Origin of the sequence: Leeia aquatica, assembly GCF_012641365.1 — a bacterium.
Classification (GTDB): Bacteria; Pseudomonadota; Gammaproteobacteria; order Burkholderiales; family Leeiaceae; genus Leeia; species Leeia aquatica.
In genome coordinates this window covers 652,574-666,227 of record NZ_JABAIM010000001.1, presented here as the reverse complement: position 1 = coordinate 666,227, position 13,654 = coordinate 652,574, and the positions used below count along the sequence as shown (strand labels likewise).

Sequence of the window (13,654 nt, the reverse complement as noted above, 5' to 3'; positions counted from 1 at the left end):
CAGCATGGCCGGATCGTATGGCGATCCCGCCTTCCTTCAAACACAGGAGTATGACGTGCAAAGACGTTTCAAGGCTGCCATCGCAGGTCTGCTATGGGCCGCCGCCAGCATGGTCATGGCCGAGCAAAGCTGCGAGCAAACGGGAGGCGCGCAGCTCTCCAGCCTGCTGGTGGCCCGCTGTATCAATGTGGATGCCAGCAGTCATCCCCCCTGCAACGCCAGCAACCGCTGCGAATGGATGGCAGAAGCCATCCGCATTGGCTGCCTCGGTCTGCTGCAAGACCCGGCCACCGCGCCGGTCTACTGCCGTAGCGGCCAGGAAAACAACGCCAGCGTGATTGCTGCCGCCCGCCAGACCATCAACAGTGCCCACAGCGCCTGGCGCAAGGCCTTTCCGGACAGCGACCCCAGCCGCATTGCATTCAGCATTGAAGAGCTGAACCAAGACCAGCGGGAAGACTTCGCCGCCCTGCGCCCGTTGAAAGACGGCAGCACAGTGCAACTGGTGGTGTTCTACGGGCAGCCAGATGGCAGCTTCGCCCTCCAGTTCAGCTCGGGCGAACTGGCCGTGCCTGCCGGCAGCAAGCAAAGCGTCACCCTCAAACAACGCTACCGCCTGGTGAGCAGCGACCCGAGCAGCAGTGACCCCGACTATCAGACCAAGGCCGACAGCTTCCTCTTCTTTGAGCGCAGCAGCAGCACCGGCAGCCTGCGCCTGCAGTATCGGCTGGAAGCGGGTGAACTGCGCCTGATCGGGCAGGAACGTACCGTGCAGCAGGGCAAGGACAGCAATGGCACCAGCATCAACTACCCCGCAGGCAAAGTGCTGCAATGGGAACGCCGCAACGGCAAACGCAGCGAAACTATCCGCAAAGACCCCAACCTGCCACGCCTGCTGCTGCCACAGCTTAATGAAGCGATGTTGCATTAGTCCCGCTGTGGGGGGGCTGAAACGCAACACGCTACCGCGGACTGATTTTTAATCGACCAGGAAAGACAACAGATGTCCTACCCGAAAATCGCCCTTGCCTCGCTGATAGCGCTGGGCGGGATCAACACTGCCATGGCACAGGGTCAAGTCCAGTTTGGGACGCCCGTGCGTGCGAATAATGCACAAAGCAATCACCAGCTGCCCCTGCAAATATCGCAACCCCCTGCCGGACTGGCTAATGGGGCCGAGGTGGTGCTGATTTCCGGCTATGAGCCTGCCAATGCCAGTCAGTCGGGTGGCATGATCATTGTGAACGTCAACCGGCCAGGCTCCAAGGTGCTGCTGGTGTTGAGCAGTTACGAAAAAATCCAGTGGAACGTGATCGCCTCTCCGGGCACCAACATCGTGGGCATCATCGTCGGCGGCCATGACAAACCCACCGTGACCACTACCATCAAGACACAGGCTTGGCTGGCCGATTTGCCCTACGCCTATGAAACCGAGAACCGGAACTTCAAGACACTGCTGACCACCTTGAACACTCGGATGGGTGTCAAGAAGATCGACGTCTTTCGAGGCAGCTACGCCATTCCCGCCGCGTTGAGCATCAACAGCATGGACCCGCCGCGAGCCGCCCTGACCACCGCAGACCCCGCACCGCAAAAACCGGTCACGGATGTGGGGTTCAGTTTGCTTGCAACGGATGGCAGCAAAGTACGCTGGACCCTCAGTGGCCCGGCAGGCCATGCGGACAAAACGTATCCAGAAGGCAAACTGACCGCACCGGAAGCAGGTCGCCCGCTCTACCGCCTGAGCAGCGATCAGCTGGAAGTCGCTGATTCGGCAGGCGGCAGTGCTACCGCCATCACCCTCCCGCCGAACTTCCCCCGCTTCTCTTGGGCGATGGATCTGGCCTATGACGACAAACGCAATATCATCAGCGTCATCAGCCTGGGAGGCGAAGGTTTTCTCTACCGCTTCGACGCCAAAGCCCGCCGCTGGCTGGACTTCCGCTCCCTGAACAACATAGACCTGTTCTCGCTGGCCTACGACCGTAAGATGGATCGCTATGTCGCATGGACCGATCAAGGCAGCCTGCTGTTCATCTCCGGCGACGGCAATGCCCAAGGCAGCAAGGAAATCGCCAGCCGTCTCGAAGGCTTCGGCCGCCTGTACGACCGAGGCAATGAACGCATGCCCCGCCTTACCCTCGCCCCGAATGGCGACGACATTGCGCTGTTGTACCTGCAGGGCGGCAGTGTCAAACGGATCTGGCATTACAACGTCAAAACCGACAAGGTACTGTTGACATATACGGCGGGGTAGTACGGTTATGCAGGATCGGTTTGAACAATACGATAACAGCATTGATCCTGCTGGCGCAGACTATTGGTACGATCATGCGCTGCCGCTTGCTATCGAATTGCTATGGCAATTTAAGCATTCAGACTGGACACGCTTGCGGCAGGCACTATCCTTTCGGAGTGTATCTTGGTTGTGCCGGTGTGCTGAAACACTCGAAGAAGTATATGCAGCATCGTCGCTGGATATCTTGAAGGAGCTTTTGTGTCATCCTGAGGATCGGGTTGCAGTGGCCGCAGTAGACGCCCTGAAAGGCTGGGCTCTGGCAGGGCAAATTATCTCAAGTGATGCAGTGATGCTACAACGGCTATCGAAGTTACATGCCAAGCCTGAACTGGAGTGTCGATATGCTGTTGAACTTCTGCAGGCGAAGCTATGTGCATCAAGCGATTAGCGGGCCGCTGCATCACTGTAGGCCGGACTTATTTCACCCTCGGGCAGAACAGCGGTCGTGGCAGGTGAACGGTGCTGATGCCAACGAGAGCGGAGCATGCACAAACCCATCGCCAGCACGGTGGGGATCGCGCAGATGGCCAGGGCGATGAGGTTGTAGTTGAGCAGCGCCATAAACAGGGTCCTGGCGGGGTGCTGCATGGAGATATTGGCCGTATCAGTCAGCACAGCGGCCAGTGGCGCAAGCAGGACAACATCCGCAATCGCATCACAGGCCTCGTCCACATCACCCACCAGCCAGACCACAGGTTGCAGGCACAGGAAGATCAGGAAGAAAGGCAGCAGAAGCAGTAACCACGGGTTGGGCTGCAGGTCTTGCAGCCATGCAGGGGGTGCCCAGTCGAAAAGGTGGAACAAACCACCGCAGCTGATCATGCAGGCCGACAAGGTAAGCAAGCTAGACAGATAGGCCAGGCGGTTTCGGCTCAAATGTGGCAGCTTCATATGACCTGTCCTGAAAGGCGAGGATGACAGCCCCATTTTGACAGGGTTAATGCATGTCAGGCTGGCATCAGCAAAGCGCTAGCCCAGTGTGGTGTTTGGTGGCAGAAAATGCGACTTTTCATTTCGATTTGCAAAGAGGGTGTGATATCCACCAAGTGTTGCGCCATCAAATGGGGTGTAGACGTTCAGGCTTGATCTGATCGTGGACCCGCTTTGACGGTGCCCGCTTGCCAGGCCACGTCTGGACTGCTGCAGATCATGGCTTCTCTTGTGGCGCGTTCGCTTGAGACATCGATAGCGGCTTCAATGTGTGCAGCACGAAAAACAGCAGTTTGCTGAGAGCGATGGCCAGCAGGATGCCGCTCATGACATGGCCGGGGCTGAAGGTTTGCAGCGAGACGGGTTCGATGCGCCCGGCTGTTACACGGTAGCGGCTGGTAAGGGTGAGGTCGTCATCGCTGTCGATGGTTTCGATCAGGGTGCCTTGCGGGCTTTGTGCCACGATGCGAACTTCTGCTTCCCTGATACCCCCGCCCTCACTGAACCTGGCGGCTTGCGTCCATAAGGTGCGGCCCGCCAAGGCCGGGCTGCGGGCTTCTTGCAGACTGACCAGCTCAAAGGGTTTGCCTGTGTGGCTGCTGACGGCCACCTGAAACAGTCCACTCGGCACCGCGCCGGGCTGATAATCTGTGGCAGACAGCCAGGACAACAGCCGTGGCAGCAGGAACATCAGCAGCAGGAACACGCACAGAAAAGCCAGTTTGCTGTGCGGGAATCGGGATAAGGTAAGCTTGATGTGCTGGCGCATGCCATGATCAGGTAGTTCGTCCTGCAGGCAGTCTACCGGTATGGCCGAACTGTCGCCAACTGCAGCCCACCGCCACCGCCACCGCCACCATCGACACCGCCATTGCCCACTGCCGCCGCACTTGTGCTCGACATCAGTCGGGCAACGCAGTGGGGAAGGCAGGAGGGGGCCGCATGGTGGGTGTTTCAGTATGAAACAGCGTGGGACACCGTATTTTCGTGTCATCATGATGAGGGCCAGCCGGGCCGTTCTGTCCGTCTACATGATGCATTCGCCCCGAGGAGGTATTGGTTGCCATGGGAATCCTGACGTTTAGCCTCAACGTGACCTTGGACGGTTGTGTCGATCACCGTGAGGGTATCGCGGATGAGGAGACACATGCGTTTTTCACCCGCCTCATGGATGAGGGCGGTGCGATGCTGTGGGGGCGGGTGACCTACGAAATGATGGAGGGCTATTGGCCAGCGGTGGCCCGTGGTGAGGTGGAGGCCCCGCCTGCGATCCGGGAGTGGGCGGTCAAGCTGGAGGCCAAGCCGAAGTATGTGGTGTCCTCTACGCGCAAGGATTTCCATTGGGTCCACAGCCACCACATGGCAGGTGACCTGCGTGCGAGTGTCCAAAGGTTGAAGGATGCAACACCCGGGGGCGTGCTCCTCGGCAGTGGCCAGCTTGCGGCTGAGCTGGATCGCCTGAATCTCATTGACGAGTACCAGTTCCTCATCCATCCCAGGATTGCCGGTCATGGCCCGACCCTTTATCAGAGCGGGTTGCCCAGCACGCGACGGCTCGATCTGGTGTCGGCAACACCGCTCCGTAACGGCGCGGTCGCGATGCACTACCGGCGAGCTGCTGATTGATGCAGTAGTTCGCTGCTGCGGCGCATGCCGCGCGCGAGCGACCCCTTGGCCAGTGGGGGACATCCATCGTGATGCGTCATTGGCTGGGTGAGGCTGCTATAGTATGGTTTCCCAGACGACGGGGCTGCCCCATGCCTGTTACTCGCCGGTCCTTTCTGGCAGCGGGTGTCATTGCACCCTTGCTGACCTCGTGCGCAAGTGTTCTTGCCGACTACCGTGAGGTGCCGTTTGAGGCTTTGGCTGCCCGGCTGCGGGTATGCGCTGCCAGTTATGTGGCGCTCAAGGCAGGCCAGCCTGCTCCAGCCGTGCTGGTGTCGCCCTGCTCAATGCAGCCCCCGCTGGATGAGGTGTCTGTGTTCCAGGCCGCCTCGCTGACCAAGCCGCTTGTTGCATACGTCGTCATGAAGCTGGTGGCGGAAGGCAAACTCGACCTGTCGGCCCCGGTCTCGAACTACTTGCCTGAGGGGTATGTGCATCAGGCCGATCCCATGGTGCCACTGAGGCTGGCGCATACGGATATCTTCCCGGCGGCCAGCCTGGCACACATCCCGGTGTTTACCTTGCTGAATCACAGCTCGGGGCTGCCCAACTGGAGCCGTGGGCCGCTCACTCTTGCGTTCCAGCCAGGCTCTCGCTGGCAATACTCGGGGGAGGGCTTCATGCTCCTGCAGGCGCTGGTCTGCGCACTCACCGGGCTGGATTTTGAGCGCAGTGTGTCCCGGTATGCGTTTGTGCCGCTGGGTATGCAGCACTCACGGCTGCGCTGGACGGATGACCTCCGGATGCAGAGCGTCAAAGGCACCTCATGGTTTGGCAACGAAAGTCAGCTGACCTATACCCAGCCGCTGGCGGCAGGCTCATTGCTCACCACGGCGGCGGACTATGCCCGCTTGATGCAGGCTGTGTTTGTAGACAAAACCATACTGACACGGACGCTGAGCCAGGCGGTTGCCGTAGAGAACGGGCTCGGGCTGAGCTGGGGGCTGGGCTGGGGCATCGAAAACGCTGCCCAGGGCCCCTACCTCTGGCAGTGGGGTAACAACCCGGGGTTCCGGGCCTTTGCCATGATGTCTGCCACGACAGGAGATGGTTTTGTCCTGTTGACCAACAGCGAGCGTGGCATGCCGCTGGCGGCATCACTGGCGCACCAGATCATGCCCGCTGAGCACGGCGTATTCCGTTTTCACAAGCTGGGGTAAGGCATGCCCGTACATCCCGCAAGCGGGGCACTGCCCGCGCGTTGCGCCTCGATAGGGGCGTGCGCTTGGCTCGTTAGCCGTGCAACGAGGCTTCCACCAGTTGCTGCACGCGGGCCAGGGTAATGCCGTGGTGTTGTTCGAGGGCGAGCGGGTGGGCGGTGGCTTCCAGGGTGATCAGCGGGCGCTCGCCAACGGGCATGGTCTGCACATGGGTTTTCAGGCTCAGGGTGCTGGTGCTGTAGCCGGGCAGGGCGCTGTGCAGCCAGCCGAAACAAGGCGGCTCCTGTTCGCGGCCCGGGGTGTGCCATAGCGCATCACAGCGCCGGAAGCTGGCTTCGCTCAGCGACACCCAGGCGAGCCAGGTGAAGGGCGTGGCGGTATCGACGACCGGCAGCAGAATGCGGCCGAGGATGGCGTAGTACCGGCCCTCCAGCACGCACTGGTCGCTGCTGAGCCGTGCGCGGCTGCGCTCGGTGTCCGGCCAGCGCAGCCACAGCTCGGGTGCCGAGAGGCCCAAGCACATTGGCAGTTCGTCGTGGTGCTGGCCGCAGGTGGTGCAGTCAAAGCCGCTCATCGGGGTATCGCCTGCTCGCTGGCTGATTGGCGGCTGCCCGCTTTGTCGAGAAGAACCGCATGCCGGATTCAGCCTGATTTGATTTCACTGATCGGGATGGTACCGGCGCTGCGTTTGCCTTTGGCTTGCATGGCGTATTCGCGTGAGGCGAAGTTGCTGCCTTTGAGGGCGGAGAGCAGTGGCCCGTTTTTCTCGATGCGGGTCTTGAACAGGAATTCCATGATTTCATGGAACCAGACCCGGCGGCCCATGCGGGTATACCAGCGCATGGCATGCCGCACGCCGGCATCCGGGTGAAACAGCATCCGGCGCAGCACGCGGGGTCTGGCCTGCATCAGCACTTCGATGATCTTGAACCACAGGAACACGCGCCAGACGGGGACGTTGCCTGCTTCCAGCACCTGGTGCTTGTAATCCCACTTGGTGGTGTCTTTCTGCACCACACGCCGGTTTTCCACGCTGCTGTAAAACGGTGTCCACTTGTGCGGGGTGGCGTAGAGCAGCTGCACCTGGTCCGGGTCGTAAGACAGCAGATGGCGGTAGGAGCGCCAGTAGTCGGCATCACCTTCTTCCTGAAAACCCAGCACATAGGTGGCCATGGAGAGGATGCCATGCTGGCGCAGCAAGCGGATGGCTTCCCGGTCCTCCGACACGCTGCCGCCCTTGCGGATGTTGGCGATCAGGTCCTCGCTATAGGCTTCAATGCCCAGTAGAAAGCGGATGACCCCCGCCTGTTTGTAGAGGTGCAGGATGTCCTTGTCACGCACAATATCCCCGGCGCGGGTGGAGCCGACCAGAATCAGCGGTACGTTTTCGGCAATCAGGGCTTCCAGAAAGGTGCGCCAGGCCTTGCGGGAGCCGGTGGGGAGCTCGTCGGCAAAGTTGATCAGCTCCACGCCGTGCTCCCGGTACAGCCGGGCCAGCTCCTTGGCGAATTTGTGCGGGTCGCGGTGGCGCCACTTGGTCCAGAAGCCACGCTGGCCACAGTAGCTGCACAGGTAGGGACAGCCGCGCGAAAACTGGACCACCACCGCCCGCTTGCCGCCCCAGTAGGAATAATCCTTGTGGTCAATCAGCTCCCAGCCGATGCGGTATTGGTCCAGATCGGCAATCACTTCGGCGGCTGGCGTGTCACGAATCTGGCCTTGCTCGCGGTACACAATGCCGGGCACGGCGGAGAAGGGGGTGCCGTCCTCGATGGCGCGCGCCAGCCGCTGCGCGGTGTGCTCGCCCTCTCCCCGCACAATGAAATCAATGTCGGCGGATTCCGCCATGATCTCATCCCAGTGATAAGTCGGGTGTACCCCTCCGTAGATGATGATGAGCTGGGGCCGTTGCGCCTTTAGAGCCTGACACAGACTCAGAACCGTCTGGTGGACCGAGCTGGAGCCGGAATGGCCGATCATCACCAGCTGCGGGCTATCGGCCAGCACTTCGGCCACAATCGTGTCGGGCTTCAACGCGCGCAGGTCTGCATCCAGCAGGTGGACGTGGTGGCCATCATCGAGCAGTGGCCCGCCGATGGACAGCAGGCCCAAGGGGGGCAGGTGTTCACCGGGGATACGGCTGCCAATGGCGGTGTGAGGCGGATTCAGCAGGGTGATTTTCATGCGTGGCTCAGCGGAACAATGGGCTGGCATGCGGTGGCTTGCCAGCCGGTGATTCTGACCGGGCGTGATGGAATGTTCAAGTCAGACTGGCCGTGGTGAGGCTTGGCGCATTTGCCCGCGAGGTGGTGGATGCGGTATAAGCATGAATATTGCATATTTCAAACCCTCCGGAGTTCACCATGAAACCCTCCTTTATTGCTGCTGCCCTTGGCCTGGCATGCGCTGTGGTTCACGCTGCCGAGTATTCCCCCTACCCGCAGGCCGGGGTGTATGACGGTAGCGACAAGGATTTCTCGCGCGAGCTGACCATTCGTCCAGATGGCAAGTTCGAGCTGGAAGTGACGATGAAGGGCAAGCCGGGCAGCAATCTGCGCAATGGCTCCGGCAGCGGCAAGTTCAGCGATGCGCCGGGTGGCTGGGATTATCGGGAAGAGGGCTGCTATGTGACCCTGAAGCGGGCGATGGGTGGCATGAAGCTGCATGTGGAAGGCTGCGCCATTGCCTGGGGTGATGTGCTGTTTGATGGCATGTTCAAGCCAAAGAGCGGCACCGCCAGCGCACCCGCTGCTGCGGCTCCGGCTGCGGCGAGCCCGGCAGGCAATGCACCGCTGCCGACGCGCAAGGAGCTGCTGAACCAGTGGACCGATCTGCAAGTGGACAAGATGGCGGGCAAGCATGTGACGGCGATGGCGCGGTCCATGCCGGCGGACCCGAAGTACACTTCGTTGGAGCGCTACTCGCAGGCGGCCTTTGTGGTGGATAGCAGCAGCAACTATGCCGCGCTGTCGCCCAGCGAGCAGGCCAAGTCACCGCTGCAGCTGATCACTATCCCGCTGCCCAAACTGGCCGCCAATGAAGGTCTGCTGTTCCAGGCGGGCTGCAGTGCTGGCAAGGGCAACAAGGTGATCGCCGTCAACCTCACCCGCGCGGATGGCAAGGGCATCCAGAGCCGCCGCCACAGCGCGTGGATGCTGGATGCGGCCATGCAGTTGCAGGAAGTGAAGCCCGCCAGCAAGGTGAAATGCCCGGAAGTGTCGTCCGAGTATTGAGCCGGTATTACCACACGGACTGTTCTACACCCTCCCGCAGTGGCTTGCATCGCTGACGCGGCAAGCCGCTTCTGTTCGCTTGGAGTATGCCTGCCGCACCTTGGCGGTTCATGGCTTGCAATCCGCTATTGACAGGTCTAGGTCATTTGTCCTAATTTAAATAGGACAAATGACCTAATGGTGATTGCGCGCAAGCCATCATCATCGAGAGGCAGAGATGCAAGCAGGCCGTACCGCGACTCAGGATCGCATCGTAGAAACCGCAGACCGCCTGTTCTATGAACGCGGCTACGACCACACCTCCTTTGCCGATATTGCGGACGAGGTGGGGCTTTCGCGGGGTAACTTCTACTATCACTTCAAAACCAAGGACGACATCCTCACCGCCGTGATTGCGCACCGAAGCCGCAAGACGCAGCAGATGCTGGCGGCCTGGGCCGACCATGCTGCTGACCCCGCTGGGCGCATCCGTCAGTTCATCGGCATGCTGACGATGAATGCCGCCAGGATCCGTCGGCATGGCTGCCCGGTGGGGACACTGTGCACCGAGCTGGCCAAGCTGGAGCACCCGGCCTTGCCGCAGGCGAGCCAGCTGTTCACCTTGTTCCGGCAGTGGCTGGCGCAGCAGTTCGCGCAGCTGGGCTACGCCTTGGAGGCCGATGCCCTGGCCATGCATCTGCTGGGCCGCAGCCAAGGCATTGCGACGCTGGCCAGCGCGTTCAACGATGAAGCCTATATCCAGCAAGAGGTGATGCAGTTGAACCAGTGGCTGGCGCAGTTGCCGCCGCCATCCGGAAAGTAAGCGGCGCAGGCCGCATCCATACAGGAGGTCGCGATGTTCATGGTAAGGCTGACGATGACGGGCAATCCAGCCCCGACGCCGGAGTGGATGGCGGAGCACAAGGCATGGCTGCAGCAGGGCTTTGCGGAGGGCTGCTTTCTGGCATCGGGCAACCTGACGGGGCAAGCGGGCGGCGGCATTCTGGTGCATGGCTTGAGTGAGACGGCCTTGCAGCAACGGCTGGCACAGGACCCACTGGTGGCGCAGGGTGTGGTCAGCGTAACGGTGATCGGCATGACCCCCGCCAAGGTGGACCCGAGGCTGGATTTCCTGCTGGCGGCGCAGCCATGAGCCCGACCTTTGTCGATGACGATGGCCAGCTGCGCTGCCGCTGGTGCAGCATCAGCCCGGCGTTTCGCCATTATCACGATACCGAGTGGGGTTTCCCGGTGGCAGATGATGTCCGCCTGTTTGAAAAAATCTGTCTGGAAGGATTTCAGTCCGGTTTGAGCTGGCGCACCATTCTGGCCAAGCGCCCCCGCTTTCGGGCGGTGTTTCACGATTTCAACTTCGAGCAGGTGGCGCGCTTCGATCAGCAAGGTGTGGCGAAATTGCTACAAGATGAAGGCATCATCCGCCATCGTGGCAAGATCGAGGCCGCAATCCACAATGCAGGCTGTACCCGGCAGCTGGTGCAGGAGGCCGGATCACTGGCCGCCTTCTTCTGGCGCTACGAGCCGGATGCCGCCACGCGGGCAGCCCCGCAAACCGTATCGACCTCAGCAGAATCGATAGCCCTCTCCAAAGCGCTGAAACAACGCGGCTGGAAATTTGTTGGGCCGACCACGGTCTACGCCTTCATGCAGGCCATGGGGCTGGTCAATGATCATGCCCATGGCTGCGTGATACGGGCGCAAGTGGAGGCCACACGGGCCGCATTTCGCCGTCCTGTTTGAATGGTCAGGAGTGATTGGCTGACGCATTTGCCGGTGCTGCCGTTTCTGCGGTATAAGCATGAATATTGCATATTTCACAGCGCCACGGAGTCGGCATGAAAACCTTGTTGCTGCTGGCAGCCCTGGGGGCGGCGGCTGCGGCGCACGCCCTCGACATCCCCAATTACCCACCCACAGGCGTATTTGAGGGCAGCGACCGCCGGTTTACGCGCACCTTGACCATCCACGAGGACTACACGTTTTCGCTGGAAGTGACCATGAAGGGCAAATCCGGCAACCATCTGCGCAATGGCTCCGGAGCGGGCGCGCTGACCTTCGTGCCGGGGGGCTGGGCGTATCATGAAGAGGGTTGCCATATGGAGATGGCGCGAGCGGGTGAGAACCTGAAGCTGCGTGTGGCAGGGTGTGCCATCGCCTGGGGTGATGTCATGTTTGATGGCGTGTACAAGCCCAAGGCACGACGCTGATACCCAGGCCCGCGACACGTGAGGCGGGGGTGCCGGAGGCAGATCAAGTGCTGCGCTGTGATGAAAGGGATGGGGTGTGGTGAGATTCGTGCACGGGCTGGGGATCATGGCGGGTGTGCTTGCTGTAAGCCTGACGGCACAGGCGGCCAGCCTTGCGCCGCCGCAGTTGGCGGTGTCAGCGGCGCAGGCGGACCAGCGGGCATCCTGCAACTTCACCGCCTTTGTGCAAGAAACCGATCCAGCCGGTTTGAATGTGAGGCAAGCGCCGGGGGTGTCGGCAAAGGTACTGGGGCATCTGCCCCCGGTGTGGCGCAACCGTGAAATGGGTATTTTCCCGGTACGGATCGAGGTGGAGGTGGTGGCCGCGCAAGGGGGCTGGTTCCAGATTCAGCATGCACGGGATAATCCGGATTTGACCGGCCTGCCGGCGCGCAAGGTATTTACCGGAAGGGGCTGGGTCAGTGGCGCGAAGCTGGTGGTGAAATCCCAGGCGAGCAAGGCCTACGCTAGGCCGAGTGTTCGCTCGCCGGTGGTTTTGCAGTTGCAGGACGGCGCATTCGACAGTGATGAGATGGTTAGGGCCGGGCAACTGCTGGCCTGCAGTGGGCATTGGGCGCTGGTGGCGTGGCGCAGGGACAAACTGTCCGCCGACCTTCAGGCGCAGATGCAGCCGGGCGCAGGGCAAGGCAAGCCGCCTGCGCGCTTCCAAGGCTGGGTCAACCAGCTATGTGGGCTACAAGAGACCAGTTGTAGCGGGCTGGCAGGGCAGGACTGAGAGGGTCTCGCCCGTACGCCTATAAGAATGTGAGCAGGGCCTTATGCAGAGGGTTTGGCTTTCAACTGCGCCCGCAGTGCCTCATTTTCCGCTTCCAGCTCCGCCAGATGGCGGCGCAGCGGTTCCACTGCCTCATGGATCTCCGGTTCGGTGAAGCGCGGGGTGATGTGCTGCGAGCAGTTCCAGTCGTAGGATTGCAGGCGCAGGCGGAAGATGCTTTCCACCTTGGCTTTGTATTCAGGCTGGGCGACGAGAGCCGTCAACGCCGGGTCATCTTGCGGGGCGAGCCGCTCGACCTGGACATAAATCTTCAGCCGGGCGCGGTGGGCGTAGTCCATCAGGAACAGGCAGGCCTTGTCGTTGGCGATCAGATTGCCGCTGCTGATGTACTGGCGGTTGCCCCGGTAGTTGGCAAAGGCCAGCGTGTGCTCGTCCACCACCACCAGAAAACCGGCGGGGCCGCCGCGATGTTGCACATAGGGCCAGCCGGTCTCGGACACGGTGGCCATGTAGAAGCTGTCGCGTGCGGCGATGAAACCGGCCTCGCTGTCGCCAAAGCGGTCAAATTCACGGTGGCCTTTGAAATCCCGCCACACATGGTCCACCCCCATTTCCGCTTGCACGGCGCGTACGCTGGGGGTGATGGCGATGTCCAGAAATCCGTAAGTCATGGCGGTTCTCCGCGTGGCAAGCAAAACGGGTGGGTGCGGTTGCACCCACCCCGGCCCGATCAGGCGATTTCCGCAGCGCGAACCACCGGGAAATCGATCTCGGTCTGGGCGACCGAGTTGAGGAAGTTGGTGAAGGTGTTTTCAGTCACCAAGGCCACCATCTCGACCAGCTGGGCATCACTGTAACCGGCAGCACGCACCGCCTGAATGTCGGCATCGCTGACGTGACCCCGCGCTTGTGCCACCTTGGCAGCGAATTGCACGGCAGCATGGGCCTTGGCATCGCCGGAGGCACCCTTGCGGTTCAGCGCCATTTCTTCCGCGCTGAGCTTGACCAGGTTCTGGCCCAGGTAGGTGTGGGCGGACAGGCAGTAGTCGCAGCCATTGGCCTGGGCCACGGCCAGCGCAATGCGCTCACGGGTTTTCACGTCCAGCGTTTTGGACAGGGCGCCTTGCAGGCTGACAAAGCCATTCAGCGCCGCCGGGCTGCTACCCAGCAGGCGGAACAGATTGGGCACCACGCCCAGTTGCTGGTTGACGGCGTCGAGGGTCGGGCGGGAGGCTTCCGGTGCGGCATTCAGAGCGGGGATGGAAAGGCGGGACATGGCATTCTCCTGTTGGGTAGTGAGCACGGCGTGCTCGATGGGGAGAATGATGGGCCTTTCTCTATGAAATGATAATAACCGTATTTCTTAAAATATCGTTCCGTAAAATGGA

General features: G+C 61.1%; 17 protein-coding genes. 11 read left to right on the top strand and 6 right to left on the bottom strand.

The window, feature by feature from the left end:
* The first annotated feature begins 55 nt into the window (after positions 1-55).
* The 3 genes from HF682_RS03230 (at position 56) to HF682_RS03220 (ending at position 2,687) form a co-directional block, all read left to right on the top strand.
* Complete coding sequence (locus tag HF682_RS03230; protein WP_168875795.1) at positions 56-931, top strand: hypothetical protein; 876 nt, start codon at positions 56-58, stop codon at positions 929-931.
* A 72-nt stretch (positions 932-1,003) separates the two neighbouring features.
* Positions 1,004-2,257: a hypothetical protein gene (locus HF682_RS03225; RefSeq protein ID WP_168875794.1), complete on the top strand. Its 1,254-nt coding sequence runs from the start codon at positions 1,004-1,006 to the stop codon at positions 2,255-2,257.
* A gap of 7 nt (positions 2,258-2,264) precedes the next feature.
* Positions 2,265-2,687 (top strand): hypothetical protein, encoded by a 423-nt coding sequence (locus tag HF682_RS03220; RefSeq protein ID WP_168875793.1) that lies wholly within the window; start codon positions 2,265-2,267, stop codon positions 2,685-2,687.
* Here HF682_RS03220 and HF682_RS03215 read toward each other — a convergent pair.
* Both HF682_RS03215 and HF682_RS03210 read right to left on the bottom strand, forming a co-directional pair.
* Positions 2,684-3,190 (bottom strand): hypothetical protein, encoded by a 507-nt coding sequence (locus HF682_RS03215; RefSeq protein ID WP_168875792.1) that lies wholly within the window; start codon positions 3,188-3,190, stop codon positions 2,684-2,686. The genes HF682_RS03220 and HF682_RS03215 overlap by 4 nt on opposite strands.
* Positions 3,191-3,446: 256 nt before the next feature.
* A complete protein-coding gene (locus tag HF682_RS03210; protein ID WP_168875791.1) occupies positions 3,447-3,998 on the bottom strand; it encodes a hypothetical protein in 552 nt (183 codons plus the stop codon).
* Positions 3,999-4,294: 296 nt separating this feature from the next.
* On the opposite strand from HF682_RS03210, the gene HF682_RS03205 reads away from it, so the two are divergent.
* Together HF682_RS03205 and HF682_RS03200 are read left to right on the top strand one after the other, a co-directional pair.
* Positions 4,295-4,855 carry a dihydrofolate reductase family protein gene (locus tag HF682_RS03205; RefSeq protein ID WP_168875790.1) on the top strand — a complete coding sequence of 187 codons (561 nt, stop codon included), beginning with the start codon at positions 4,295-4,297 and terminating at the stop codon, positions 4,853-4,855.
* A gap of 131 nt (positions 4,856-4,986) precedes the next feature.
* Positions 4,987-6,054, top strand: coding sequence for a serine hydrolase domain-containing protein (locus tag HF682_RS03200; RefSeq protein WP_168875789.1), 1,068 nt, complete (start codon positions 4,987-4,989; stop codon positions 6,052-6,054).
* A gap of 73 nt (positions 6,055-6,127) precedes the next feature.
* On the opposite strand, the gene HF682_RS03195 is transcribed toward HF682_RS03200, so the two are convergent.
* The gene (locus HF682_RS03195; RefSeq protein WP_168875788.1) at positions 6,128-6,628 is read right to left on the bottom strand and encodes a DUF2199 domain-containing protein; all 501 of its coding nucleotides are present in this window, start codon (positions 6,626-6,628) and stop codon (positions 6,128-6,130) included.
* A 68-nt stretch (positions 6,629-6,696) separates the two neighbouring features.
* Positions 6,697-8,238 carry a magnesium-protoporphyrin IX monomethyl ester anaerobic oxidative cyclase gene (gene bchE, locus HF682_RS03190; protein ID WP_168875787.1) on the bottom strand — a complete coding sequence of 514 codons (1,542 nt, stop codon included), beginning with the start codon at positions 8,236-8,238 and terminating at the stop codon, positions 6,697-6,699.
* A 179-nt stretch (positions 8,239-8,417) separates the two neighbouring features.
* On the opposite strand from bchE, the gene HF682_RS03185 reads away from it, so the two are divergent.
* The 6 genes from HF682_RS03185 to HF682_RS03160 all read left to right on the top strand — a co-directional run bounded on the left by HF682_RS03185 (position 8,418) and on the right by HF682_RS03160 (position 12,266).
* Positions 8,418-9,287, top strand: coding sequence for a hypothetical protein (locus HF682_RS03185; RefSeq protein ID WP_168875786.1), 870 nt, complete (start codon positions 8,418-8,420; stop codon positions 9,285-9,287).
* A 217-nt stretch (positions 9,288-9,504) separates the two neighbouring features.
* Positions 9,505-10,089 carry a TetR/AcrR family transcriptional regulator gene (locus tag HF682_RS03180; RefSeq protein WP_168875785.1) on the top strand — a complete coding sequence of 195 codons (585 nt, stop codon included), beginning with the start codon at positions 9,505-9,507 and terminating at the stop codon, positions 10,087-10,089.
* Positions 10,090-10,122: 33 nt separating this feature from the next.
* Positions 10,123-10,419: a YciI family protein gene (locus HF682_RS03175; protein WP_168875784.1), complete on the top strand. Its 297-nt coding sequence runs from the start codon at positions 10,123-10,125 to the stop codon at positions 10,417-10,419.
* A complete protein-coding gene (locus tag HF682_RS03170) occupies positions 10,416-11,024 on the top strand; it encodes a DNA-3-methyladenine glycosylase I (RefSeq protein ID WP_168875783.1) in 609 nt (202 codons plus the stop codon). Before HF682_RS03175 ends, HF682_RS03170 begins: the two co-directional genes overlap by 4 nt.
* A gap of 95 nt (positions 11,025-11,119) precedes the next feature.
* Positions 11,120-11,491, top strand: a complete 372-nt coding sequence (locus HF682_RS03165; protein ID WP_168875782.1) for a hypothetical protein — start codon at positions 11,120-11,122, stop codon at positions 11,489-11,491.
* Positions 11,492-11,570: 79 nt separating this feature from the next.
* Positions 11,571-12,266, top strand: a complete 696-nt coding sequence (locus HF682_RS03160; protein ID WP_168875781.1) for an SH3 domain-containing protein — start codon at positions 11,571-11,573, stop codon at positions 12,264-12,266.
* A 41-nt stretch (positions 12,267-12,307) separates the two neighbouring features.
* On the opposite strand, the gene HF682_RS03155 is transcribed toward HF682_RS03160, so the two are convergent.
* Both HF682_RS03155 and HF682_RS03150 read right to left on the bottom strand, forming a co-directional pair.
* Positions 12,308-12,937: a pyridoxamine 5'-phosphate oxidase family protein gene (locus HF682_RS03155; RefSeq protein ID WP_168875780.1), complete on the bottom strand. Its 630-nt coding sequence runs from the start codon at positions 12,935-12,937 to the stop codon at positions 12,308-12,310.
* 59 nt (positions 12,938-12,996) lie between these two features.
* Positions 12,997-13,542: a carboxymuconolactone decarboxylase family protein gene (locus tag HF682_RS03150; RefSeq protein WP_168875779.1), complete on the bottom strand. Its 546-nt coding sequence runs from the start codon at positions 13,540-13,542 to the stop codon at positions 12,997-12,999.
* Positions 13,543-13,654 lie beyond the last annotated feature (112 nt).

Bases quoted from the DNA above. Each gene is read 5' to 3' on its own strand.
- HF682_RS03185 (WP_168875786.1), top strand. From the start codon at position 8,418: ATGAAACCCTCCTTTATTGCTGCTGCCCTTGGCCTGGCATGCGCTGTG.
- HF682_RS03170 (WP_168875783.1), top strand. From the start codon at position 10,416: ATGAGCCCGACCTTTGTCGATGACGATGGCCAGCTGCGCTGCCGCTGG.
- HF682_RS03205 (WP_168875790.1), top strand. From the start codon at position 4,295: ATGGGAATCCTGACGTTTAGCCTCAACGTGACCTTGGACGGTTGTGTC.
- HF682_RS03220 (WP_168875793.1), top strand. From the start codon at position 2,265: ATGCAGGATCGGTTTGAACAATACGATAACAGCATTGATCCTGCTGGC.
- HF682_RS03225 (WP_168875794.1), top strand. From the start codon at position 1,004: ATGTCCTACCCGAAAATCGCCCTTGCCTCGCTGATAGCGCTGGGCGGG.
- HF682_RS03180 (WP_168875785.1), top strand. From the start codon at position 9,505: ATGCAAGCAGGCCGTACCGCGACTCAGGATCGCATCGTAGAAACCGCA.
- HF682_RS03165 (WP_168875782.1), top strand. From the start codon at position 11,120: ATGAAAACCTTGTTGCTGCTGGCAGCCCTGGGGGCGGCGGCTGCGGCG.
- HF682_RS03200 (WP_168875789.1), top strand. From the start codon at position 4,987: ATGCCTGTTACTCGCCGGTCCTTTCTGGCAGCGGGTGTCATTGCACCC.
- HF682_RS03195 (WP_168875788.1), bottom strand. From the start codon at position 6,628: ATGAGCGGCTTTGACTGCACCACCTGCGGCCAGCACCACGACGAACTG.
- HF682_RS03150 (WP_168875779.1), bottom strand. From the start codon at position 13,542: ATGTCCCGCCTTTCCATCCCCGCTCTGAATGCCGCACCGGAAGCCTCC.
- HF682_RS03210 (WP_168875791.1), bottom strand. From the start codon at position 3,998: ATGCGCCAGCACATCAAGCTTACCTTATCCCGATTCCCGCACAGCAAA.
- HF682_RS03155 (WP_168875780.1), bottom strand. From the start codon at position 12,937: ATGACTTACGGATTTCTGGACATCGCCATCACCCCCAGCGTACGCGCC.
- HF682_RS03215 (WP_168875792.1), bottom strand. From the start codon at position 3,190: ATGAAGCTGCCACATTTGAGCCGAAACCGCCTGGCCTATCTGTCTAGC.
- HF682_RS03175 (WP_168875784.1), top strand. From the start codon at position 10,123: ATGTTCATGGTAAGGCTGACGATGACGGGCAATCCAGCCCCGACGCCG.
- bchE (WP_168875787.1), bottom strand. From the start codon at position 8,238: ATGAAAATCACCCTGCTGAATCCGCCTCACACCGCCATTGGCAGCCGT.